Raw genomic sequence first — 22446 nt, forward strand, 5'->3', positions numbered from 1 at the left:
CGAACTCGACTACGAACTCAACCGTGATTTATATCAACCCACCGCCGGAGATCGTGCCGGAGACGGTGAAGGTTCTTGGCATAAGCACCACCGATGAAATCTTGTTCTCCGCGCATGCATCTGAGGCACGTTCAGCAGAAGAGATCACGACGGTGGCATTCGATCAGTCAGTGCTCAGCGTAGACGGAAAGCAACTGCGCCTTGAAGGGCTGGCAACCATCCAAAATTCACGGAGTGCTGGCATGCTCATTGTGCGAAGCAAATTCACTGTGTTGAAAAGCTAGCGGCTTCATTAAGCTTGAATTCCGTTCGCCCTTAGAAAGGTCTAAGCCCTTCGACAAGCTCAGGGCGAACGGTGAATGCATCATCACACCAGATCAATCAGCCTCAAATTCTTCCAAGCCATAAGGGTAAAAATTGCCGATGCGAACATGCTCATAGGCAAGCGCATCAAGGCGTGTAGTTCCGAGAAACGGACTTTCCGGTTCCACGAGAAAGATACGGGCGGCGAACCCACTGTCATCGAAACCACGCCTGAAATGCACCCGTGACTTGATGGCGAAAATCTCAAACTCCCCGACATTCAGCCCCATCTTTGTCAACATGCCGGGCTCAATGATTTGCATGAGGTAGGCACTGATGACAACGACATTTCCGTTGCCCAGCGCCACACTGATCCACTCGCTTCTACTGCCAGTGCCGTCGTTGGCCATTCCTGAACCCAGAACAGTTCCGACGACGCGAACGGCAACACCTGCTGACGGATCAACTCTGCCGCCGATCTCGTGGTCAAAGGGATCTCCTGGGCGAATGCCTTGCGCGATCAAGTCTTTAACCAACTCACCTTCGGCGATTGAAGCCAGCAAGGTCTTGCGCGTATCTCGCCTCTGTAGCTCCTCGAACAACCAGGTCGCATGCCCGGAACGATCACTGTGATCGGCCAAGACCACAGGATATTGCCCATTCTCCACCGCCTGAAGCGCGAGGCTGACACCTTCCTCAATACTGTGAACCTTCGTTGATTGTGTGAGCGCCTCACGTAATCGCCAAGCGACATTGGCCATGTCTTTCGCCACTTCCTGGGCGAGACTTTGGTCGCCGTTGGAGGTAACCTGAATCGTCATACCCGCGTCCGCAGTATCTGCCCAAGGGAATCCGAAGAATACGTTCACATAGACGCCAGGCTTGCGCGCTTCCCAGACCAGTGCCCGCTGAACCAGATCCATCCAGGGCGAAGCACCTGTCCATTGCATGACCGTGGGCGAGAGGATGGGCACCTTGATGCACGCAGACGTTGGCCTGTATTCACCACGAATGGAGCGAACCATGGTTCTCGCTGCCCGCTCCCCCTGCAAATGCGTGTCGTAGTGCGGGTAAAACTTGACGCAGAACGCGAGGTCAGCCGATTGATGAAACTTCTCGTCTTCATTTCCATGGGGATCGAAGGTGGCAGCCAAAATGGCCTCGGGACCGACCACCTTACGAATTCGAGCCGCCAGTTCCGCCTCCGGATGTGCAACGCCTCTTGCGGCCATCGCACCATGCAACGCCATGTAGACGCCGTCGAACGGGCCTCGCTCTTGCAGATCTTGAATCATTTCGCCAACGAAATGTTCATACGCTTCGTTGGTCACCCATCCGGAACCAATTCCGGTTTTAGGAAACAACGGAGACTGGATACCGACGAGATCTACCTCGGTGAATTCCCGAGCACATTGAACAAAGCCGCCGATGTAGCCATTGGGGTCATACGCCAGAAGCGCATCGTCCCTGCAAGGCGAGCCCTCGTACACGAAATCTGAGAGTTGGGTGTCGTTGGGCAAGAACGTCACTGTCTCGTGCGAGAAATGTACAACCGCAATTCGAATCCGCTTGGGGAAGCTGTGAGTCAATTTTCCCACGATCAATTGGTGTCCGCGCCGCTGCTCTTGACCAAGGCGGCCCACTTTTTCTGCTCTGCTTCAACGAACTTGGTGAACTGCTCTTCCGTCATCGGAGCAACTGCCTTGATGCCCGTTTGCTTGTTGAACGCAATATTTTCAGGGCTTGCATTGGCCTTATCCACGGCTTGCTTCAGCGCCTGCACAATGGCTGCGGGTGTTCCCTTTGGCGCGGCCAATCCGGCCCAGGTCGTCATTTCGTAGTCCTTCAAGCCGACCTCTTGCAGAGTGGGAATACTGGGAAAATTCTCGTTTCTCTGGGCGCTTGTCACTGCAAGTAGTTTCACCCTGCCGTCCTTTGCGTAGGGCGATACCGATACGAGGTTATCGAACATGAAATCAATCCGCCCGGCGATCAGATCGGTGTAGGCAGCAGAAGAGCCTTTGTACGGCACATGCACGGCCGAAGCACCGGTCATCTTGAGAAAAAGTTCGCCGCTCAAGTGGCCCGTCGTGCCTGTACCTGATGAGCCCATACTCAGCTTGCCAGGGTTTGCTTTTCCATAAGCAATCAGCTCGGCAGCATTCGCCACTTTCAGGTCAGGACGAATGACCAAGCCATTGGCTGTAGAGGCCACGATGGCGATGGGGGCGATATCCTTCAGCGGGTCATACTTCTGCTTGGGAAACAAGAACGGGTTGATGGCCAATGTGCCCACGTTGACCGAAAGCAAGTTGTAGCCATCCGCAGGTGCGGCCAGTCCCGCGATGGTTCCGGTGATCCCATTGGCGCCAGGCCGGTTGTCAATGATCACCGGCTGACCAATGACCTTGGTCAGCTCATTGGCAAAGAATCGGTTTGTAGTGTCTGGCGAGCTGCCGGATGCGAACGGCACGATCAACCTAACGGGTTTGCTAGGGAACGTATCCGCCCACACAGCGTGACCCGATAAAGCGAGGGTTGCACATAGGCTAAGGGCAAGTTGGCGGCGGTTCATCGTTGGTCTTTCAAAGTGCGTTAACAGGGGTTGGTCGGTAGGTGCCATACGCTTTCGCGGCGAGTGCTCGCGCGAGTACGGTCGCCGCATCAGTGACTTGATGCTTCCGGTAGTCGCCCTCATGGACCACTAATCCAAGTTCTGTGCATCCCAGAACTACGGTGTCGACCGATTGCAAAAGGCGCTCTACGCTACTGTTGAGCCAATGCCGGGCTGCTTCAAGGTTCCCCGCTTTGATGTCAAAGATGGCGCGGTGCGTTGACTCGTCATCTTCTTGCGGCTGCTTCACGACTTCCAAACCCAACTTCTCAAATGCAGAGGCGTACATCCCGAGCCGCTGAGTAGCCGAGGTGGCGAGCACAGCGCACCGCCTTGATCCGGAATTGACCACGTGTTCGGCAGTCTCCGTGGCAATGTGAAGAAGATCGATGTCAGGAAAGAGCGTCTGCAGATCCTCATGCCAGAAGTGCGCGGTATTGCACGCGATGCCGAAGACGTCTGCTCCAGTGGCTTGGGCAGCGCCGATGGCTTTCACCAGTCCGGGCAGTGGGCTTGTTCCGCCATTCAGCAACGCCGATGACCGATCAGGGATGGGGTACTGAATGAGCACGTGCGCGGGATACGCCTGATCGCTGACGGGGTGACCAGTCTTCACAATCTCATCACGGCACGCATGCAAAAATCGCATCAACATGTCGCCCCCGGCTTCAGGCCCCATACCAGCGATCAAACCAATTTGCTTCATTTTTACGCCTATGTTTTTGCTGTCGAATGGCATTTCATAGGCTTACGTGAGGTGAACTTGCGCAAATAGTAGGATCAGCACGAATGAATGTACAGCGATAATGGCGCATCAAGTCCATGCAAAAAACTCATGAAGAGAAGCTTACATGCCGCACTACCCTCGGTCGACTCACTGCTGATCTTCGAGCAGGCTGCTCGCTATGCCAGCTTTACCAAAGCGGGTGAGCAACTTGGTTTGACTCAGAGTGCAGTGAGCCGCCAAGTCATCGATCTGGAAGCGCTCCTGGGTGTGAAGCTGTTTTCCAGAGAGCGTCAACGGGTGGCACTCACCACAGCTGGAGTTGAGTTCAGAGAGCTCATAAAGCCGGTCATCCAGGATCTGCGGGCGGCCACTTTGCGCATGCAGATGCGTGCCTTGCGAAGCAACGTGCTCAATTTATCTGTGGCTGCCAGCTTTTGCAACCTATGGTTCATTCCCAACCTGCCGGGCTACTCCGCGTTGGAGGACGCGGCGCAGATAAACGTCATGCCGCATGTTGGCGCCGTGAATTTCGAGCGAGGCTCAATCGATGCGGCCATCGTGAACTCAACGACCCCACCCGAGAACTGCGAGAGCTTCAAGCTGATGGACATCGCCATGTCTCCCTTCGCATCGCCCAGCCTTCTGAAGCGGCTTGGTGCCAACAAGCTTGAAGATCTAGAACGCATTCCAGCCGTCGACCTACAAGAACAAGACGCGTCCTGGGCCATCTATATGGCGGCCACATCGTTGAAAACTCCGTTGGACTTCGTGGGTCAGCACTCGCTGTACTTGTTGACTTTCGAGGTTGCGCTGACCGGGCTTGGTGTAGTGTTGCTTCCGCCAGAGTTCGTTCCAAGCTCTGGTTTGGGCGCGCTGAAGCGCCTGCACAAATTGAAAATTCCCACCGGCAGGTCTTACTACTATTGCTGGCCACGGCTCAGCAACAAACAAGACGCTGTGGCCCTGCTAGGAAAATGGCTTGCGCAAGAATTGGCTGCCGCACAAAAGCGGGGAAGCCGCACGGCGGCAGCTTAAGCCTCAGTCTGAGAATCCGTTCTCAGATCTCCATTTCCTTGAACACTTCTGATGCAACGCGGAACGAGTCGATAGCAGCAGGCACCCCGCAGTAGATCGCTGTTTGCAAGAACACCTCTTTGACTTCGTCCTTGGTCAAGCCATTGTTGATGGCTCCACGCACATGGAGCTTCAGCTCATGTGGACGGTTCAATGCAGTGAGCATGGCCAGGTTCAAGAACGAGCGGGTTTTGCGGTCCAGGCCAGGACGATTCCACACATCACCCCAGCAGTACTGCGTGACCAACTCCTGCATATCAATGTTGAAATCCGTCGCGTTCTTAAGTGCAGCATCCACATACTCGGATCCGAGCACATCGCGGCGGGTGGACAAGCCTTGTTCGAACAGGGCTGGATTTTTGGGGTCAAAGGCACGGGTCATATAAGTTCCTTGGTTGGTTTTGGGGAGTGATTTGGGAGCTAGGGCGTGTTCACACTAAATTCGCCCCCGCGCCGGGGTTTGCCGTACCGAAGCCGGCCGCGCTGTAGTGCAAGGCGCGCCGTGCCGCCAAGGTAGCGATCCTTGGCAAGAGGCGCAACGCGGCAATGCGGCCCGGCAAACCCCGGCCCGAAGGGTGAGGCTCTGGCAACCCGCACTCAGCGTTGCAATCCCTCGCCGGGTGTCCAACCCGGCTGCGGTTTGCGCCTTGATTGCGGCTCGCCAGAACCTCACGCGGGGGTGAATTTAGTGTGAACACGCCCTAGTGTCTTGGATAGATCGAAGCGGCGCTCAGCAGAGGATTCATCGCGGCACCAGGAAAGAGGACTTCTCTGATACGTACTCTGGCTCTGGACTCAATGACTCCACTTCAAAGTACACCGGATGCGCACCCGAGGGCACGGTTCCGTAAGGAACTTGCAGGCGCACGGAGACCCACTGAGATTCGGTTGCACCGACGCTCACTTCCGGCTCAGACGCCACTTCAACGCCCTCAATACCACGCGCGCTTATTCGGTAGCGCTGTGGTGACTCGGTCGCGTTCATGATCTGCAATCTATAGATATTCTCTATTTTTCCACCCGGCACAATTCTCGACAACGCAGCCCGATCGCGCACCACATCCACCTTGAAGGGTGTACGCACGGCCAAACTGATGATCATGGCGCTGCTTAACGCCACAAGGACTGCGGCGTAGATCAGCACACGCGGGCGAATCATCCGGCGCAACATGCGTGCAGCGTTCCATTGACCGGCCATGCTGTTAGTGGTGGCCAAGCGGATCAACCCGCGTGGTTGAGCCACTTTATCCATCACGCTGTTGCAGGCATCAATGCACAGCCCACAGCCTATGCATTCGTACTGCAGGCCATTGCGGATATCTATTCCCACAGGGCAGACCTGCACGCACAGCGTGCAGTCAATACAGCTGCCCAACCCTTCGGAGGCCGCATTCTTGCTCCGCGCACCTCGTGGTTCTCCGCGTTTCGCATCGTATGTGACGACCAGTGTGTCGTTATCGAGCATGGCACTTTGAAACCGCGCGTAGGGGCACATGTGCTTGCAGACCTGCTCACGCAGAAAGCCCGCATTGCCGTACGTGGCCAAGCCGTAAAACAGCACCCAGAAGAGCTGCCAGGAACCCTGTAGCATCAGCAGCTCACTGCCAAGCTGCCGAATAGGTACGAAGAAGCCCACAAAGGTAAAACCTGTCCATAGCGACACCGCAATCCAGGCGCCGTGCTTGGCCGTTCTCTTCCAGAGCTTCTCGAACGTCCAGCGGCTCGCATCAAGGCGCAGACGCGCACTTCGCTCACCTTCCACCTTGTGCTCAATCCAGAGGAACATCTCGGTGTAGACCGTCTGCGGGCACGCAAAGCCGCACCAAAGGCGCCCTGCCAGCGCCGTAAAGAGAAACAAGGCCAACGCCGAGATGATAAGCAGGCCCGTCAGGTAGATGAAGTCCTGCGGGTACAACACTAGGCCAAAAAGGTAAAAGCGCCGGGTTTCCAGATCAAACAGCACCATTTGGCGCTCTCCCCATTCCAGCCAGGGCAGCACGTAGAACACCAGTTGCGTGACCCACACCATGATCCAGCGCCATGCGGAAAAAACATCACTGATGGACCGCGGTTGGATCTTCTTGCGCGGCTCAAGTAAAGCGACCGACTCCGGGAGGATCGGTATGATTTTCTTGGCTTTTTTGTCGGGTGATGAATGTTCTGGATGTGGCATAGAAACCTCGAGACGCGGCGCATGGTGCTATCACCAGTACGCCGTTTCAGCTTGGAACTATGGCCTCGATCCCTTTAGAAGAACAGCGTCAGATTCGACTCGATTTTTCGTATCAGATGGACTTCGATGCGCTCAGGCGTGCTCGCACGGCCCTAGTAACCTGTTTTCCGATCCACGCTAATGGGCAGAACGCCGGTGGTCCGATAGTTGAGGATATTGGCGGCTGCCAATGCCGAAGCTGTTCGGCGATTCGTGGGGCCCGATATATGTGGAAGCACGGTTACACGAGGATGGGCCCACTGCCAGGCGTTTACGGGTAAGGGCTCCCGGTTGAACACATCGAGTACGGCGTGCGAAAGTTTGCTTTCGTCCAACGCACGCCGCAGCGCGTGTTCATCCACAACGGGACCCCGAGCGAAGTTAATGATCGATGCGCCTTGAGGCAAGGCACCAAGCACCTCTGCGCTCAAGATGCCCTCGGTTTTGGATGTAAGAGGTAGCAGGCATACGAGAATGTCGGTACGCCCCAGCATCTGCAGCAACTCCTCTTCGCCCGCATAGCATTGCACGCCTGATATCGATTTGCGAGTTCTGCTCCAACCGCACACCTGGAAACCGGCACCACGCAACTTCACCGCAGACGCAGTACCCAAAGCGCCGAGTCCGAGCAATGAGACGGTCTTATCCCCCGCGCCAACATACTCGTGCTCCAACCATTCCCGAGACGCTTGCTGCTTGGCATAACGGGGCATGTCGCGATGAAGGTAGAGCGTCCAAGCGAGTACTGCTTCCGACATGGTCTCCGCCATGACGGGATCGACAAGCCTCACGATCTTCAAGTCAAGATCCCCAAGATCCGCGACAAGACGCTCCACGCCCGCCCAAACGCTATGCACCCACTTGAGATTGGGTAACGCACGCAAGTCCTCAATGGAGGGGTTGGCAACCACAGCGACGTCACACGATGCGAGATCCCGTGCGTCCAACTCGTGAAACACCACCACGTGCTCATCCGGCATAGCCTCTTGAAGAGCTGCAACCCATTGACGCCAAAACGGATAGGAGGGCGGACAAACAAAGGGAAGTACCCGTCTCATGTCATCTACAACCTGAATCTTTGAAGTAGCCGATTCTCATGGATATACCTAGACGATCAATATAGATAAATAGATAAAAGATCAGTTAGCCAAGCCGATGCGTTGAACGAGCGCCCTCACCCACCCTTGCGGCGAAGCAGGCGACTAATCGTCTGCGCGGTCTCCAGCAGGGGCGGCAAGATTTTTTCTTGAATTTCCTGCGCATTGGTTCGATTGGCCTGCCCGCTCACATTGATGGCGGCTGTGATGCGGCCATCCGCGCTGCGCAGGGGTGCTGCCACCGAGATCAGCCCTTCTTCAAGTTCCTGGTTGGCCAGGCACCAGCCCTGCTTTCGCACCTGCTGAATACGAGCCAAGATCTTGGGAATATCGGTCACTGTGTGGCGAGTCAGCGCAGCATGTGGGGCGCTCTCCAGGCGTTGCACAATTTCGCTGTCTTCCAGATCTGACATCAATACCCGGCCGAGCGATGTGCAGAACGCCGGCAAACGCGAGCCTATGCCCAGCGAGATTTTCATGATCTTGTGCGTAGGCACGCGCATCACGTAAACGATCTCCGCACCATCCAGCACCGCGACGGAGCTTGATTCCTTCACGCGGTTCACCAGCGCTTCCACCTCCGGCTCTGCAAGGTCCCAAATGGGCATGGACGACAGGTACGCAAAACCCAGGTCCAGCACCCGGGGGGTGAGCCTGAAGAGCTTGCCATCCGACTGCACATAACCCAAGGTTTGCATGGTCAGAAGAATGCGGCGTGCGCCCGCCCGTGTGATCCCGGCGCGTTCGGCCACTTCGCTGAGAGTCTGCCGCGGGGCTTGTGCGCTGAAGCTCCTCAAGACCTGCAGGCCACGCGCAAACGATTGCACGTAGTTGTCGCCAGGGCGCGGCGTGGTGGGCTCGGTTGGGCTCTTCATGGCGGGGTTTGAATTGAATTCACAAGTTCTTTATAATTCGCATTATGAACAAATGTTCGTATTACGAACAGAAAAGGGACATGTGATCAACAAAATCGCTGAATCGATCGCCGCTGCACTGGCAGACACTCAAGATGGCGCTACTGTGCTGATAGGCGGCTTTGGCACCTCAGGCATTCCCGGCGAGCTCATTGACGGGCTCATTGAGCAAGGGGCCCGTGAGTTGACCGTAGTCAACAACAACGCAGGCAACGGCGAAACTGGCTTGGCTGCCCTTCTCAAGGCCGGCCGGGTACGCAAGGTGGTGTGCAGCTTCCCCCGGCAAGCAGACAGCCAGGTGTTCGACGGGCTTTACCGCAGCGGCAAACTGGAATTGGAACTCGTTCCGCAGGGCAACCTGGCGGAACGCCTGCGCGCTGCGGGCGCAGGGATTGGTGGTTTCTTCACCCCCACGGGCTACGGCACAGAACTGGCCAAAGGCAAGGAAACCCGCATCATCAACGGCAAAGGCTACGTGCTGGAAGAGCCCATTCACGGTGATGTGGCACTGATCAAGGCTGAACGCGGTGACCGCTGGGGCAACCTCACCTACCGCAAGGCTGCGCGCAACTTCGGCCCCGTCATGGCCATGGCCGCACGCAAAACCATTGCCACAGTCCATGAAATTGTTGAGCTCGGTGAACTCGACCCCGAAACCGTGGTCACGCCAGGCATCCATGTGAATAAGATTGTGCGCATTGCCCGCACGCAGACACAGGCAGGTGGCTTCAAGGCCGCATGAAAGGACACCCCATGAGCTACACCCGCCGCAGCAAAACCGAACTGGCCCAACGCGTCGCACGCGACATTCATGATGGCGCGTATGTCAACCTGGGTATTGGCATGCCCACTCAAGTGGCCAACCACCTGCCTTCTGGCGTGGAAGTGGTCCTGCACAGCGAAAACGGCATTCTGGGCATGGGCCCGGCTCCAGCCGCAGGACAAGAAGACTACGACCTCATCAACGCAGGCAAGCAACCTGTGACCTTGCTGGCTGGTGGCTGCTATTTTCACCACGCAGACAGCTTCGGCATGATGCGCGGAGGCCATATTGATATCTGCGTGCTGGGAGCCTTCCAGGTTTCAGCCACCGGCGATCTCGCCAACTGGAGCACGGGCGAGCCAGACTCGATCCCAGCAGTCGGTGGCGCCATGGACCTGGCGGTGGGCGCAAAGCAAACCTGGGTCATGATGGATCTGCTGACCAAACAAGGTCAAAGCAAGGTTGTCGAGAGCTGCAGCTATCCGCTGACGGGCGTGAGCTGCGTCAAGCGGATCTATTCGGATCTGGTCACACTGGAGTGCACCGCTGAGGGCCTGCGCTTGATTGACAAGGTTGATGGCTTAAGCCATGCCGAACTGGAGCAGTTGATCGGGCTTCCGGTGAAGGCTTGATGCGTTACGCGTAAGGCCTAAGGTCTGAGGCATCAGAAAAATGCCTCGTTCTTACCTGCCTTCAGCAACGCGTCTCGAAAAATCTTCATCCGGGGGTGCTCCAGATCCGTCCTGTAGACGAAAGCAAGGATGCTCTCGGGCAAGCGCTTTGCAAGCTGCAGGCTGACAATAGCGTCTGGGTTTTCCACCAGGCGCAAGCATTCCTGAGGAACAGCCGCGAGCCCTAGCCCCGCCGCCACAAACCGCAGGTTGGTAATGGGGTTGCCTGACTCAATCATGGGCTGTGGAGTGAGATAGCCAGCTTGGGCGAACATATCGTTCAAGAAGCGCCGGACTCGAGAGTCTTGCGGAGGAAGAATCCAAGGCTCCTGGGCGAGCATGGCCCAACTGATCTGGCGCCTTCGAGCCAGCGGGTGAGAAGAAGCCGCCACCACCGAAATCCGAGTCGATTTGAGGCGCTCGAACTTCAGCCCTTCGCTCTCAGACATGTCGCTCGCAAAGCTGGTAACCAGCGCGTCCAGCTTGCCATCCAGCAACATGCGATGCAGCCGCGGAACGCCACCTTCCGTCAGCTCCACTCGGACATCTGCCGACAACGATCTCAATTCGGTAAAGACTTGTGGCATCAAGGAATGCGCTACGAACGGCGGCGTTCCAATGCGCAGCAGCATCTGTGGTCGTTGCGTACTCAACTCACGTGAGAGCCGATCGAGTTCGCCCAGGAGCATCTCAGCTCCGTGCATGGCTGAATCGCCTGAAGGCGTGGGCTGCAAGCCTCGGGCGCTGCGCTCAAAAAGCGGTTGACCAAAAGCTTGCTCCACCTCATGGAGCATCTTGCTCAGCGAAGGCTGCGTCAGGTGCAGCAATTTGGCTGCGGCATGCAGGCTTCCGGCTTTTCGCAGCGCTGCCAACAATTGCAGGTGCCTGAATCGAAGCCGCAGCACTAGTCGTCGCAAACGTTCTTCATTGCCAGCGTTGGGTGGGTCTTGTTTTTCCATACCAATTCAAGAAAGCTATCAGTAAATAGAAATTTATCAGTTCCGTGAATCAGATAACAGGCCTACAGTGAGGAAAACCACAAAGGAGACAGCATGAATCGACGCAATTTCTGCATAGCCGCCTCAGCCCTGGCGCTGCCGATGGGGTCTGTTTGGGCCGCCACAGGCTATCCCACCCGCCCTGTACGCGTGATCGTCCCCTATGCGGCCGGGGGCGGGCCAGATGTACTCATGCGCCAGATGGCGCCCGCCATTGGCGATGCGCTTGGGCAAACGATCGTGATTGAGAACAAGGTGGGAGCGGCCGGCGTCCTTGCGGCCCAATTCGTAGCCGCCGCGCCTGCAGACGGATATACGCTGCTCATGGGAGCGAGTACGCACCTGATCCTCAAAATACTGCAGCCCTCACTCGGTTTCGATCCGTTGAAGGATTTCGCCTTCGCCGGAAACATGTCTACCTCGCCATCGATTCTCATCGTGCCGAGCGACTCGCCTTACAAAAACATTGACCAACTGGCAGCCGCCGCCAAAGCCGCCCCCGGGAAATTCAACTATGGATCGGGAGGGGTAGGTACAGGCGCCCACCTGGCAGCGGCGACATTTGCAGCTCTCAAGGGGCTGCAGGTAGTGCACATTCCACTTCGTGGTTCGGTGGAAATCACAGCATCACTGCTTCGCGGAGATACGCAGTTCGCTTTTCCTACAGCGGGAACCGCAGTGCCTCAAGTAAAGGGCGGAAAAGTTCGCGCGCTCGCCGTCACGAGTACCAAGCGTTTACCTGAGCTACCGGATGTACCCACTATGAATGAACTCACGCGTGACCCACTGACTATTCAGGAATCCTGGTCGGGCCTTTGGGCCCCCGCCAAGACACCGCCGGACATCATCAACCGCATTCATGCGGCCGTTAACAGCGCTCTGAAAGCGCCGGCTGTCCAGGCGAAGGCACGAGACGGGGGTAGTGAGGTGGAAACCAGTGAAAGCCCGGCGTCGTATTCAGCGTTCGTTCACGCGGAAAACTCCAAGTGGGCTGAAATCATCCGCAAAGGCAATGTCACGGGAGGCTGATGCATATGACTACCAAGCTTCCACTGGCGGGCATCCGCGTTCTTGATCTCTCCCACGTGATCGCCGGGCCTATGGCCTCCTTCTACCTGGCGCAGTTCGGCGCTGAAGTCATCAAAATTGAAACACCAGCGGGTGGCGATGTCATGCGCTCCAGCAAGGCAGGCCCAGGCGAAGGGGACACACCCACCGGGTTTGTGTCTTTCAACGCTGGCAAGAAATCAATGGCCATTGACATCCGGAAACCGGAGGGGCATGAAGCCGTGCGCGCACTGGCAGCCAGCGCCGATGTTTTCATTGAGAATTTCCGCCCGGGCGTGGTGGCCAAGTATGGCCTCGACTACGAGAGCATCAAGGCCGTGAAGCCGGACATCATCTATTGCTCGGTCTCTGGCTACGGCCAGCAGGGAGATTGGTCAGAGCGCGGCGCTTACGATCACGTCGTACAGGCTCTCACGGGCATGATGATGATGTCAGGCGATTCAGCGGATGCCCCTCCGCTGAAGGTAGGTTTTCCGGTGATCGACGTAGCTGCCGGGCTCCTGGGCGCGCTTTCCGTCGTTTCTGCTGTGCATCAGCGCTCCCGGGACGGCACGGGCGCACGCATAGATGTGTCCATGGTTCAAGCGGCCATGACGCTTATGTATCCCAATGCGAGCGCATTTCTGACCCAGCGGGTAGAACCCCAGCGGGTAGGTAACCGGGGATACACCGGCAGTCCAACGGCAGATACCTATCAATGCAACGACGGTTGGCTTTCAACAGCGGCGAACACCCCGGCCCAGTTCCGCAAGCTGACCAAGATTCTCGAGCTGGAGCACCTGTGTGAGGATGGCAACGCCATCGACCTGGCAGCATTCAATGCCCCAGGAGGCGGGTTCGTGGTTGCGCGCGATATGGACTACGTGCGCCAGCAGTTCAACGCCGCCTTCGCGCAACGCTCAGCGCGAGATATGGAAGAGCAACTCAATGCGGTAGGGGTTCCGGCGGCGCGCGTCAGGCGGTTGGGTGAATTCCTGGACGAAGTAGAAAGTGGTTCGCACTTGCCGCTTCCGGTACGCAGTTATGGGCAGGGGGATCGCACGATTCGCACACCTGGCCTGGGTTTCACGTATGTGGGAGAAGACTCTGAATTGAGAGCCGGCGCTCCATCGCTGGGGCAGCATACGGAGGCACTGCTTAGAGGGGGCAGATAAACGGGTAAGTGACTGCAAGGATTCGCGAACTTGGCTGTTTGCGCGGGACAGCCGAGCTTCGTATTGGCATACCGAGCTACCTGGATACGTTGCAATGCCGAGCGGGAGCTCGGCGGTCGCAGCGGGGAGCCAATACGTGGGCCCCTGGAGACCAGGGCGTGTTCACCCCCTAGAAGACCGTTAGCAGGTCGCGGATGGCTTTCAGTTCCCGCTCCACCTGGCGGATCTGCTCTGGCATGGGGCCATCTTCAAAGACCATGGCTACGGCCTGATCGGATGGTTCTGGCAATCCGTTCGATTGGCCCAGCTCATCCCCGTGCAAATCGAGTTCGTCTATGACGGGTAGACCGAAATCGCCCGAGCGGCTGCGTTCGCGCTCCGACTGGGCGATTTCCTGAAGCTTGTGGCGGGCACCGTTAATAGTGAAACCCTGGTCATACAGCAGGCCGCGGATACGCCGGATCATCAGCACTTCGTGGTGTTGGTAATAACGGCGGTTGCCCCTTCGCTTCATGGGGCGCAGCTGCGTGAATTCCTGTTCCCAATAGCGCAGCACATGCGGCTTGACGCCACACAACTCCGCTACCTCACCAATGGTGAAGTAGCGCTTAGCTGGAATGGGGGGGAGTACGTTCTCCATTTAACCTAGACCTTGGGCGACCATCCGAAAGGGTAGCGCAAGTTGAAGCAGATCGCTACAGGGTAAGAGCGAAGATGTGACTTATTGATCAGTAACATGGGGCCAGAGGGGCATCCCGAAGTAAACCGAAACAATTCAATCCCTTCGAAACGCTTTCATAGGCTCGGTACGAGAGGTGCAACGCTAGCGTCTCGTTGTACCTTCAAGTTTCAGAACTCACGTTTGAATCTGACTGCACCTGGTCCTTGAGTTTCTGGCTGGCATGAAAAGTAATGACGCGACGAGCCTCAATGGGAATCAGCTCGCCCGTACGCGGGTTGCGGCCAGGACGCGGAGCTTTCACCCGTATCTGGAAGTTCCCAAAACCCGACAGTTTGACTTCTTCGCCCGAGATCAAACGCTGACTGATCAGATCGAAAAATGCATCGATCATGTCTTTTGATTCGCGTTTGTTCAGGCCAATCTGCTCGAACAGCACTTCTGCAAGTTGTGCCTTGGTCAGCGCCGAAATTTCCAGGCTCTCAACCGATAGTTCCATGACGTCCTCGCTCCTTCTTTTTATTCGCTGCTAACTATGCCTAAGCCCGAAGCCTGGCGCCCAAATCGCGTTGCAGCGCTCCGGACACAGACTGCATCACCGCATCGATGCGTTCATCAGTCAAAGTAGCCTCTGCACTGCTGAGGGTTAGCCGCACCGCCAAGCTCTTCTCACCTGCCGCCACACCCCCAGCAGACGCTGCGTCAGCTTTGGGACGATAGACGTCAAAAAGAACGGCATCGCGCAGCAGCCCGTCGGTGGGGGTATCCCAGATGACCTGCATCAATTGAGCGTGCGTAACCGCCTCGCGCACCACCACGGCCAGATCGCGCTCGGCCGGCTGATGCCGGGGCACGGCCTGGGCTTGCGGTAGTGTGCGATCAAGCACGGCTTCCAGATCGAGTTCAAACACCACGGGCGCCTGTGGCAGTTCCCAGCTTTGGCGCCAGCGTGGATGCAATTCACCCACAAAGCCAATAGCAACCCCATCCAGCAGCACAGCGGCCGACCGACCAGGGTGCAGCGCGGGGTGGGAAACGGGCTCAAAACGAGGCTGACGAGGTGAAAGCAAGGCCTCCACGTCTCCTTTGGCATCGTAGAAATCTGCAGGGGCTTGGCGGCCCTCCCAGCCTTGGCGACCGCTCAAGCCATAGGCGATGGCGGCTACGCGCATGGGCTGACGAACGCCTTGCACGCTGGTGTCCGAGGCCTTGGCCGCGGGATCACGCAAAAAGGTGCGGCCAATCTCAAACGCCCGAACCCGATCAGCCCGGCGATTGGTGTTGTGTTTGACCACTTGAAGCAGTGAGCCGACCAGCGACGAGCGCATGACACTCATCTGGCTTGCGATAGGGTTCAGCAGGCGGATCGGATCCAAATTACCCGCCAAATCCCGCTCCCAGCTTTCTTCCACGAAGCTGAAATTGATGGTTTCCAGATACCCCAACCCAGCCAACATGTGCCGCACAGCAAAAGGGCTGCGGCGCGATTCAGACCGAACGCGCGGAACAATGGGCGCCAACGGCGCAGTGGTGGGCAACTGTTGGAAACCAATCAGGCGAGCAACCTCTTCGATCAGGTCTTCCTCTATGCGCAGATCAAACCTGTACGCTGGCGGCACAACGGTAATCGTGCCCTCACCCTCTTGCAAGGACAAACCGAGGCGGCTCAATGCATCAGCGCATTGAACTTGCGTGAGCGGCATGCCGATCACTTTGACAGCCCGCGCCACGCGCAGTGTCACCGGCTGCGGTGCAGGCATGTTCGGCTGATGATCATCGATCGGGCCGCATACCGTTGCCGAAGTACCGCAAATATCAATGATGAGTTGGCTCACGCGCTCAATGTGCGCGGCTGTGAGTTCTGGGTCCACCCCACGCTCGAAGCGGTGTCCAGCATCTGTGTTGAAGTTAAAACGCCGGGAACGGCCTGCAACCGCATCTGGCCACCAAAAAGCGGCTTCCACATACACGTGCTGCGTGTCGTCAGACACGGCTGTGGCGTCACCGCCCATGATGCCAGCCAGAGATTCAACCTCACGTTCGTCTGCGATCACACCCACGGTCTCATCGAGACTGATGGTGTTGCCGTTCAGCAGTTTGAGCTGTTCACCCGCCCTGCCCCAGCGCACATCCAGGCTTCCATGGATTTTCTCAAGGTCAAAAATATGAGAGGGCCGGCCATACTCGAACATCACGTAGTTGGAGATATCGACCAGCGCGGTAACGCTACGCTGCCCGCAGCGCGCCAGGCGATCAATCATCCATTGGGGAGTGGCAGCCTTGGTATTGACGTTGCGAACTACTCGGCCCGAGAAACGCCCACACAGATCAGGGGCGCTGATCTTGACAGGCAACACATCAGTAGAACCTACAGCCACCGGAGGATGCTCAGGGGTCAGCAAAGGTGAGCCGGTAATGGCAGACAGCTCTCTGGCGATGCCGTAGACGCTCAGCGCATGGCCCAGGTTGGGCGTGAGCTTGAGCGTGAACAGCGCTTCATCCAGTGCCAGCACTTCGCGAATGTCCTTGCCAACAGGAGCATCCGCCGCAAGTTCCAGCAAGCCTCCATGATCTTCAGATAGTTTCAGTTCGCGGGCCGAGCAAAGCATGCCCTCGCTGTCTACGCCACGCAGCTTGCCGTTCTTGATAATGAAGGGCTTGCCATCTTCACCGGGCGGCAGTTCAGCCCCCACAAGAGCACAAGGCACCTTGATGCCAACGCGCGCATTTGGCGCGCCGCATACGATGTTCAGCAGCGCCCCTTGACCGACATCCACCTGGCATACGCGCAGGCGATCGGCATTGGGGTGCTGTTCGGCTTGTTTGATTTCACCGACAACGATCTTGGAAAACGGCGGCGCAAACGCGCTGACTTCTTCTACTTCCAGGCCAGCCATCGTGAGGGCTTCGGCCAATTGCTCAGTAGACAGCGGCGGATTGCAGAACTCGCGCAGCCAGGATTCAGGAAACTGCATAAAAACTCTCTAGGAAACTGATTAGCTGAACTGGCGCAGGAAGCGCACATCGCCCTCGAAGAACAGGCGCAAATCATTCACGCCGTAGCGCAACATAGCCAACCGGTCGATGCCGGAGCCGAAGGCGAAGCCGATAAAACGCTCAGGATCAAGGCCCATGTTGCGCACCACTTGGGGATGCACCTGGCCGGAACCGGAAACTTCCAGCCATTTACCTGCCAAGGGCCCGGTTTGGAACTGGATATCGATCTCGGCGCTGGGCTCTGTAAACGGAAAGTAGCTCGGCCGGAAACGCAAAATGAGATCGTCGGTTTCGAAAAATGCTTTGCAGAAATTAAGGTAGGTGACCTTCAAATCCTTGAAGCTCACGTTTTCGCCCAACCAGAGTCCTTCGACCTGATGGAACATGGGTGAGTGTGTGGCGTCGTTATCTACGCGGTACGTGCGACCAGGCGCGATCACGCGGATTTCGCTCATCTCACCGCGTGCGAGACGCTCTGCTTGCGCCTTGGCGTGCGCCGTGGCGTAGCGGATCTGCATGGGGCTGGTGTGGGTACGCAGGCAGTACGGCTGGCCGTCTGCGTCTTTCATATCCACGTAAAAGGTGTCCTGCATGGATCGCGCTGGGTGGTTCGGCGGATTGTTCAACGCCGTGAAGTTGAACCAATCGCTTTCGATCTCCGGGCCATCGGCCACGTCGAATCCCATGCTGCCAAAGATGGCCTCAATGCGTTCCCAGGCCAGGGAAATGGGATGCAGGCCACCCGTACCGCGTTGGCGTCCGGGCAATGTGACATCCAGCGCTTCGGCACGCAGTTGGCGGTCCAGGTCAGCATCTTGCAGTGCTTGACGGCGCGCATTCAGGGCGCCTTCGACCGCTTGTTTGACTACGTTGATGGCGGCGCCGCGTGTTTTCTTTTCTTCCACTGGCAGCGCGCCCAGGCCTTTCATCAGCTCCGTAAGACGGCCGGTCTTACCGAGGTACTGAGCCTTGGCGTTTTCCAGATCGGCCGGAGTGGTGGCCTCGCTGAAAGCCGCGCGCGCGCTTTCGACAATCGTATCGAGTTCAGAGGCGGCGGAAACGGGTGCGTTCATGGCAGACGGAAAACAACGATGAAATGAAAAAGGGATTGAGGCCGGTCTGGCCTCAACCCCTTGGGCAATCTGCAAACCTCACTATGGGAGGTGATGTTTGCAGAGAGGGTTTCAGGCAGCCAGCTTAGCTTTGGCCTGCTCCACGATGCCGGCAAAAGCCGCCTTGTCATGCACAGCGATGTCAGCAAGGACTTTGCGATCGATTTCGATGCCGGCCTTGCGGATGCCGTTGGCAAACTGGCTGTAGGTCATACCGCATTCACGCGCAGCGGCGTTGATACGGGCAATCCACAGACGACGGAATACGCGCTTCTTGGCACGGCGGTCACGGTATGCATATTGACCGGCCTTCATCACCGCCTGTTTGGCGATGCGATAGACGTTACCGCGGCGACCGCGGAAACCCTTAGCAAGGGCGAGGACTTTCTTATGGCGAGCTCGGGCTGTTACACCACGTTTAACGCGAGGCATGTTATTTTTCCTTGTTCGTCAGTTGATCAAAGGCCAGCGAATGGCAGCATTTGTGCCATGTGACCCATATTGGTCTCATGCACATTCACCGCACCGCGCAATTGGCGTTTGTTCTTGGTGGTCTTCTTGGTCAAGATGTGACGTTTGAAGGCTTGACCGCGCTTGACGGTGCCACCGGGACGAACGCGAAAACGTTTCTTCGCGCTGCTCTTAGTTTTCATTTTGGGCATTTAAATGCTCACTTTTGAATTGTGCTCGTGAGGCGTCTGCAAACTGCTTGCAGCCTTGTTGGCCCCGAGACACTTCTTATAGTCAGCCTTTCAGCTGACTCATCTGCCTGCACACCCCTCTCCAGAGGAGTGGAGCGCACTGGCAAATTCTCATCTCACCATCTACCCCAATTCGGGATCAGCTATCTGCCTGCACCGCTGCTGGTTGACCCGCCACGACAGGCTTGACCGCACCGCCACCGCCTGGTTTCTTGCGCGCCGGAGCAAGCATCATGATCATCTGACGACCTTCAAGCTTCGGAAACTGCTCGACCAGAATCTGATCGGCCAGCTCGTCCCGAATACGGTTCAGCAACGCCATGCCCAGATCTTGGTGCGTGATTTCGCGGCCGCGAAAACGCAGCGTGACTTTCACCTTGTCGCCATCGCCCAGGAAGCGGCGAATATTGCGCATCTTGATGTTGTAGTCACCATCGTCCGTACCAGGGCGGAACTTGACTTCCTTGATCTCGATAACCGTTTGCTTGGCCTTGGCTTCGGCGGCCTTCTTCTGTTCGAGATACTTGAACTTGCCGTAATCCATCAGCCGGCAAACCGGCGGATTGGCATTGGCAACAACTTCGACCAAATCAACGTCGTACTCACCAGCCAGGCGCAAAGCCTCCTGGATTGGCACAACGCCAAGGGGTTCATTTTCAGGACCGTTGAGGCGAACCTCTGGGGCCATGATTTCTCGATTCAGACGGTGGGCACGTTCCTCCCGCTGGCGGCGATCACGAAAATTGGTAGCTATGGCAAAAATCCTCAATACAAAATGCTACGAACACGTAGCGAAAGCCGCTCATTACACGCGGGCCAGAGCTTGTTTCGGGTAGAAATTCAGGCTTTGGAAGCAATGTCTTCGGCGATACGCTTGGAAAACGCATCCAGAGACATTACGCCGAGATCAACATTGCCTCGGGCGCGCACTGCGACGGCGCCAGCCTCCCTTTCCTTGTCCCCTACGACCAGGATAAAAGGTAGCTTTTGCAACGAATGCTCTCGTATTTTATACGTTATCTTCTCGTTGCGCAGATCCGTCTGCACTCTAACCCCTTGATCACGCAGCGTTTTCGCCACGGTTTCAACGTAATCAGCCTGTGAATCAGTGATATTGAGGACCGCAACCTGTACCGGAGCCAGCCATACAGGCAATGCGCCAGCGTAGTGCTCAATCAGCATTCCGATGAAGCGTTCCAGGCTGCCCACGATAGCGCGGTGCAGCATGACAGGCCGGTGCCGCGCGCCGTCTTCGCCTACATATTCCGCATCCAGCCGTTCCGGCATGTTGGGATCCACCTGCATGGTGCCGCACTGCCATTCCCGGCCAAGGGCGTCTTTCAGGGTGTATTCGATCTTGGGGCCATAGAAGGCACCCTCGCCGGGGCTGATCTGAAACTCACATCCAGAGGCGCGCAGACCTGCCTTCAAGGCTTCTTCAGCCTGATCCCAGCTTTCCTCAGTTCCAATGCGCTGCTCAGGCCGTGTGGCCAATTTGTAGATGATCTCGGTGAAGCCGAAATCCTTGTACACGTCTTGCAGCAGTGTGGTGTAGGCCGTGCATTCGGCCTGGATCTGCTCAGGCGTGCAGAAAATGTGGCCATCGTCTTGAGTGAACCCGCGCACACGCATGATGCCGTGCAGGCCGCCACTTGGCTCGTTGCGGTGGCAATTGCCGAACTCGCCGTAGCGCAGGGGCAGATCACGGTAGCTTTTAAGGCCTTGCTTGAAAATCAGGATGTGGCCGGGGCAGTTCATCGGCTTGAGCGCGTAATCCCGCTTTTCCGATTCAGTGACAAACATGTTGTCGCGGTATTTGTCCCAGTGCCCTGTTTTCTCCCACAGGGATTTGTCCAGAATCTGCGGGCCTTTGACCTCGTGGTAGCCGTTGTCAATATAGATGCGGCGCATGTACTGCTCCACCTGCTGCCACAAGGTCCAGCCTTTGGGATGCCAGAACACTGTACCGGGCGAATGCTCGTCAATATGGAAGAGATCAAGTTCCCGGCCCAGCTTGCGGTGATCGCGCTTTTCCGCTTCTTCAAGCATGCGCAGGTAGTTTTGCAGCTCGTCCTTACTGGTCCAGGCCGTGCCATAAATACGCTGCAGCATTTCGTTGCGATGGTCACCGCGCCAGTAAGCACCGGCCAATTTCATCAGCTTGAAATGTTTGAGCTTGCCTGTAGACGGCACGTGGGGGCCACGGCACAAGTCTTCAAACGCGCCTTCACGGTACAGCGAGACGTCTTCGTTGGAAGGAATGCTGGCAATGATTTCGGCCTTGTAAGCCTCGCCAATGCCTTTGAAATACGAAACCGCTTCATCACGAGGCAATACGCGACGAACCACAGGCTCGTCCTTGGCCGCCAGTTCGGTCATTTTTTTCTCAATGGCCGCCAAATCCTCAGGCGTGAATGGGCGTTTGTACGAGAAATCGTAGAAAAACCCGTTTTCAATCACCGGGCCAATGGTGACTTGCGCGTCCGGGAACAACTCTTTGACGGCATAAGCCAACAAGTGAGCCGTGGAATGGCGAATCACCTCCAGGCCATCTGGATCTTTGGCGGTGATGATGGACAGAGGGCTGTCTTGCGTGATCTGAAAGCTGGTGTCAACGACCTTGCCATCGATCTTGCCAGCCAGTGCCGCTTTCGCCAGACCTGAGCCAATGGAAGCGGCCACCTCGGCCACAGTCACCGGGCCGGGGAACTCGCGTTGGGAACCGTCAGGGAGTGTGATGTGAATCATGTGGGAATCCTGGTCTTCAAAATGAAAAAAGCGCGGAGCAAGGTCCGCGCTTTTTTCGAGGGCAAAGGCTAAATCTCGTGCAGGCGCGAACGGCCAGCCTAGCGGCTGGTGAGAATCTCCGTTGTAGTTCGCGGTGTCATAACCGACTATGCCTTTCTCGCCCTTATGGGTTACAGATGGTGAGATTCTACCGGGTCCCGAGTTGGTTTGCCTGGCCACTGGCTCGGATTTTCTCACCAGCCGGGGATGAACGTGATCGGCTGTGAAGTGGTGGCAAGGATCGAAAAACGTGGCAAAACACCAGTCGCAGCCGTCATACAAGCCGAAACGGCCTTCTCATCCTAGATTTCAAAAAACCTTTGAGTTGCCGCAACACGCAGCGCTTTAGCGCCCCACTTCGCTTGGCTCGAAACTGAAAACTCTCCCCTCCTCGACCGTGTATCAGGCCATTTTCAGTGCTCGCTCTTCAGCCGAAATCGAGGCGCACAACGAACCAAGGGTTTTTACCAAGACACCCTGAATCCATAGCTTGAGGGAATCAAACAATCTCCACATTTGATTGGACGGTTATCGATTGAGGCTCTCTAATCCGGCCCACGCAAAGCCCTCTTTCG

At 56.9% G+C, this 22446-nt stretch carries 22 protein-coding genes; 6 read left to right on the forward strand and 16 right to left on the reverse strand.

Translation table 11 applies throughout. The features are described from left to right. The first annotated feature begins 23 nt into the window (after positions 1 to 23). Entirely contained in the window at positions 24 to 284 is a 261-nt protein-coding gene (locus tag G518_RS0102815; protein WP_028601223.1) for a hypothetical protein, read from the forward strand. Positions 285 to 377: 93 nt separating this feature from the next. Here G518_RS0102815 and G518_RS0102820 read toward each other — a convergent pair whose 3' ends face one another. From G518_RS0102820 to G518_RS33650, 3 genes are read right to left on the reverse strand one after another with little or no spacing between them, the layout of a single operon-like run. Then, positions 378 to 1901, reverse strand: coding sequence for a M81 family metallopeptidase (locus G518_RS0102820; RefSeq protein WP_036593460.1), 1524 nt, complete (start codon positions 1899 to 1901; stop codon positions 378 to 380). 2 nt (positions 1902 to 1903) lie between these two features. Then, positions 1904 to 2878 (reverse strand): Bug family tripartite tricarboxylate transporter substrate binding protein, encoded by a 975-nt coding sequence (locus G518_RS0102825; RefSeq protein WP_028601225.1) that lies wholly within the window; start codon positions 2876 to 2878, stop codon positions 1904 to 1906. 10 nt (positions 2879 to 2888) lie between these two features. Continuing rightward, positions 2889 to 3623, reverse strand: coding sequence for an aspartate/glutamate racemase family protein (locus G518_RS33650; RefSeq protein WP_051235903.1), 735 nt, complete (start codon positions 3621 to 3623; stop codon positions 2889 to 2891). Between the two features lie 129 nt (positions 3624 to 3752). Between G518_RS33650 and G518_RS38235 the strand changes: the two genes are divergently transcribed. Next, on the forward strand, positions 3753 to 4679 hold the full coding sequence (locus G518_RS38235) for a LysR family transcriptional regulator (protein WP_028601226.1): 927 nt from the start codon (positions 3753 to 3755) through the stop codon (positions 4677 to 4679). Between the two features lie 22 nt (positions 4680 to 4701). Here the strand turns inward: G518_RS38235 and pcaC are convergent, their stop codons facing one another. The 4 genes from pcaC to G518_RS0102855 form a co-directional block, all read right to left on the reverse strand. Beyond that, positions 4702 to 5100, reverse strand: coding sequence for a 4-carboxymuconolactone decarboxylase (gene pcaC, locus G518_RS0102840; RefSeq protein ID WP_028601227.1), 399 nt, complete (start codon positions 5098 to 5100; stop codon positions 4702 to 4704). Positions 5101 to 5460: 360 nt separating this feature from the next. Next, positions 5461 to 6891: a cytochrome c oxidase accessory protein CcoG gene (gene ccoG / locus G518_RS0102845; RefSeq protein ID WP_028601228.1), complete on the reverse strand. Its 1431-nt coding sequence runs from the start codon at positions 6889 to 6891 to the stop codon at positions 5461 to 5463. Positions 6892 to 7043: 152 nt separating this feature from the next. Next, entirely contained in the window at positions 7044 to 7988 is a 945-nt protein-coding gene (locus G518_RS0102850; RefSeq protein ID WP_028601229.1) for a 2-hydroxyacid dehydrogenase, read from the reverse strand. Positions 7989 to 8104: 116 nt separating this feature from the next. Further along, entirely contained in the window at positions 8105 to 8902 is a 798-nt protein-coding gene (locus G518_RS0102855) for an IclR family transcriptional regulator domain-containing protein (protein ID WP_028601230.1), read from the reverse strand. Between the two features lie 82 nt (positions 8903 to 8984). Here G518_RS0102855 and G518_RS0102860 point away from each other — a divergent pair, with 82 nt between their 5' ends. Continuing rightward, positions 8985 to 9683 carry a 3-oxoacid CoA-transferase subunit A gene (locus G518_RS0102860; protein WP_028601231.1) on the forward strand — a complete coding sequence of 233 codons (699 nt, stop codon included), beginning with the start codon at positions 8985 to 8987 and terminating at the stop codon, positions 9681 to 9683. An 11-nt stretch (positions 9684 to 9694) separates the two neighbouring features. Next, a complete protein-coding gene (locus tag G518_RS0102865; RefSeq protein ID WP_028601232.1) occupies positions 9695 to 10336 on the forward strand; it encodes a 3-oxoacid CoA-transferase subunit B in 642 nt (213 codons plus the stop codon). Between the two features lie 32 nt (positions 10337 to 10368). On the opposite strand, the gene G518_RS0102870 is transcribed toward G518_RS0102865, so the two are convergent. Next, a complete protein-coding gene (locus tag G518_RS0102870) occupies positions 10369 to 11334 on the reverse strand; it encodes a LysR family transcriptional regulator (RefSeq protein ID WP_051235905.1) in 966 nt (321 codons plus the stop codon). 93 nt (positions 11335 to 11427) lie between these two features. Here G518_RS0102870 and G518_RS0102875 point away from each other — a divergent pair, with 93 nt between their 5' ends. Together G518_RS0102875 and G518_RS33660 are read left to right on the forward strand one after the other, a co-directional pair. After that, complete coding sequence (locus G518_RS0102875) at positions 11428 to 12402, forward strand: Bug family tripartite tricarboxylate transporter substrate binding protein (protein WP_028601234.1); 975 nt, start codon at positions 11428 to 11430, stop codon at positions 12400 to 12402. 5 nt (positions 12403 to 12407) lie between these two features. Then, positions 12408 to 13595 carry a CaiB/BaiF CoA transferase family protein gene (locus G518_RS33660; protein ID WP_084651439.1) on the forward strand — a complete coding sequence of 396 codons (1188 nt, stop codon included), beginning with the start codon at positions 12408 to 12410 and terminating at the stop codon, positions 13593 to 13595. Positions 13596 to 13764: 169 nt separating this feature from the next. On the opposite strand, the gene G518_RS0102885 is transcribed toward G518_RS33660, so the two are convergent. The 8 genes from G518_RS0102885 to thrS all read right to left on the reverse strand — a co-directional run bounded on the left by G518_RS0102885 (position 13765) and on the right by thrS (position 21832). After that, on the reverse strand, positions 13765 to 14235 hold the full coding sequence (locus G518_RS0102885) for a MerR family transcriptional regulator (protein WP_028601235.1): 471 nt from the start codon (positions 14233 to 14235) through the stop codon (positions 13765 to 13767). A 202-nt stretch (positions 14236 to 14437) separates the two neighbouring features. Further along, entirely contained in the window at positions 14438 to 14773 is a 336-nt protein-coding gene (locus G518_RS0102890) for an integration host factor subunit alpha (protein WP_028601236.1), read from the reverse strand. A gap of 40 nt (positions 14774 to 14813) precedes the next feature. Further along, positions 14814 to 17249, reverse strand: coding sequence for a phenylalanine--tRNA ligase subunit beta (pheT, locus tag G518_RS0102895; protein WP_028601237.1), 2436 nt, complete (start codon positions 17247 to 17249; stop codon positions 14814 to 14816). A gap of 21 nt (positions 17250 to 17270) precedes the next feature. Next, on the reverse strand, positions 17271 to 18344 hold the full coding sequence (pheS, locus tag G518_RS0102900; protein ID WP_028601238.1) for a phenylalanine--tRNA ligase subunit alpha: 1074 nt from the start codon (positions 18342 to 18344) through the stop codon (positions 17271 to 17273). A 111-nt stretch (positions 18345 to 18455) separates the two neighbouring features. Next, positions 18456 to 18815 (reverse strand): 50S ribosomal protein L20, encoded by a 360-nt coding sequence (gene rplT / locus G518_RS0102905; protein ID WP_028601239.1) that lies wholly within the window; start codon positions 18813 to 18815, stop codon positions 18456 to 18458. Positions 18816 to 18841: 26 nt separating this feature from the next. After that, a complete protein-coding gene (rpmI, locus tag G518_RS0102910; protein ID WP_028601240.1) occupies positions 18842 to 19045 on the reverse strand; it encodes a 50S ribosomal protein L35 in 204 nt (67 codons plus the stop codon). A 178-nt stretch (positions 19046 to 19223) separates the two neighbouring features. Continuing rightward, complete coding sequence (gene infC, locus G518_RS0102915) at positions 19224 to 19853, reverse strand: translation initiation factor IF-3 (RefSeq protein ID WP_084651376.1); 630 nt, start codon at positions 19851 to 19853, stop codon at positions 19224 to 19226. A gap of 71 nt (positions 19854 to 19924) precedes the next feature. Beyond that, the gene (gene thrS, locus G518_RS0102920; protein WP_028601242.1) at positions 19925 to 21832 is read right to left on the reverse strand and encodes a threonine--tRNA ligase; all 1908 of its coding nucleotides are present in this window, start codon (positions 21830 to 21832) and stop codon (positions 19925 to 19927) included. Between the last annotated feature and the right edge of the window lie 614 nt (positions 21833 to 22446).

Origin of the sequence: Ottowia thiooxydans DSM 14619, assembly GCF_000422885.1 — a bacterium.
Classification (GTDB): Bacteria; Pseudomonadota; Gammaproteobacteria; order Burkholderiales; family Burkholderiaceae_C; genus Ottowia; species Ottowia thiooxydans.

Bases quoted from the DNA above. Each gene is read 5' to 3' on its own strand.
- G518_RS0102825 (WP_028601225.1), bottom strand. From the start codon at position 2,878: ATGAACCGCCGCCAACTTGCCCTTAGCCTATGTGCAACCCTCGCTTTA.
- G518_RS33650 (WP_051235903.1), bottom strand. From the start codon at position 3,623: ATGAAGCAAATTGGTTTGATCGCTGGTATGGGGCCTGAAGCCGGGGGC.
- G518_RS38235 (WP_028601226.1), top strand. From the start codon at position 3,753: ATGAAGAGAAGCTTACATGCCGCACTACCCTCGGTCGACTCACTGCTG.
- pcaC (WP_028601227.1), bottom strand. From the start codon at position 5,100: ATGACCCGTGCCTTTGACCCCAAAAATCCAGCCCTGTTCGAACAAGGC.
- ccoG (WP_028601228.1), bottom strand. From the start codon at position 6,891: ATGCCACATCCAGAACATTCATCACCCGACAAAAAAGCCAAGAAAATC.
- G518_RS0102850 (WP_028601229.1), bottom strand. From the start codon at position 7,988: ATGAGACGGGTACTTCCCTTTGTTTGTCCGCCCTCCTATCCGTTTTGG.
- G518_RS0102855 (WP_028601230.1), bottom strand. From the start codon at position 8,902: ATGAAGAGCCCAACCGAGCCCACCACGCCGCGCCCTGGCGACAACTAC.
- G518_RS0102865 (WP_028601232.1), top strand. From the start codon at position 9,695: ATGAGCTACACCCGCCGCAGCAAAACCGAACTGGCCCAACGCGTCGCA.
- G518_RS0102870 (WP_051235905.1), bottom strand. From the start codon at position 11,334: ATGGAAAAACAAGACCCACCCAACGCTGGCAATGAAGAACGTTTGCGA.
- G518_RS0102875 (WP_028601234.1), top strand. From the start codon at position 11,428: ATGAATCGACGCAATTTCTGCATAGCCGCCTCAGCCCTGGCGCTGCCG.
- G518_RS33660 (WP_084651439.1), top strand. From the start codon at position 12,408: ATGACTACCAAGCTTCCACTGGCGGGCATCCGCGTTCTTGATCTCTCC.
- G518_RS0102885 (WP_028601235.1), bottom strand. From the start codon at position 14,235: ATGGAGAACGTACTCCCCCCCATTCCAGCTAAGCGCTACTTCACCATT.
- G518_RS0102890 (WP_028601236.1), bottom strand. From the start codon at position 14,773: ATGGAACTATCGGTTGAGAGCCTGGAAATTTCGGCGCTGACCAAGGCA.
- pheT (WP_028601237.1), bottom strand. From the start codon at position 17,249: ATGCAGTTTCCTGAATCCTGGCTGCGCGAGTTCTGCAATCCGCCGCTG.
- pheS (WP_028601238.1), bottom strand. From the start codon at position 18,344: ATGAACGCACCCGTTTCCGCCGCCTCTGAACTCGATACGATTGTCGAA.
- rplT (WP_028601239.1), bottom strand. From the start codon at position 18,815: ATGCCTCGCGTTAAACGTGGTGTAACAGCCCGAGCTCGCCATAAGAAA.
- rpmI (WP_028601240.1), bottom strand. From the start codon at position 19,045: ATGCCCAAAATGAAAACTAAGAGCAGCGCGAAGAAACGTTTTCGCGTT.
- thrS (WP_028601242.1), bottom strand. From the start codon at position 21,832: ATGATTCACATCACACTCCCTGACGGTTCCCAACGCGAGTTCCCCGGC.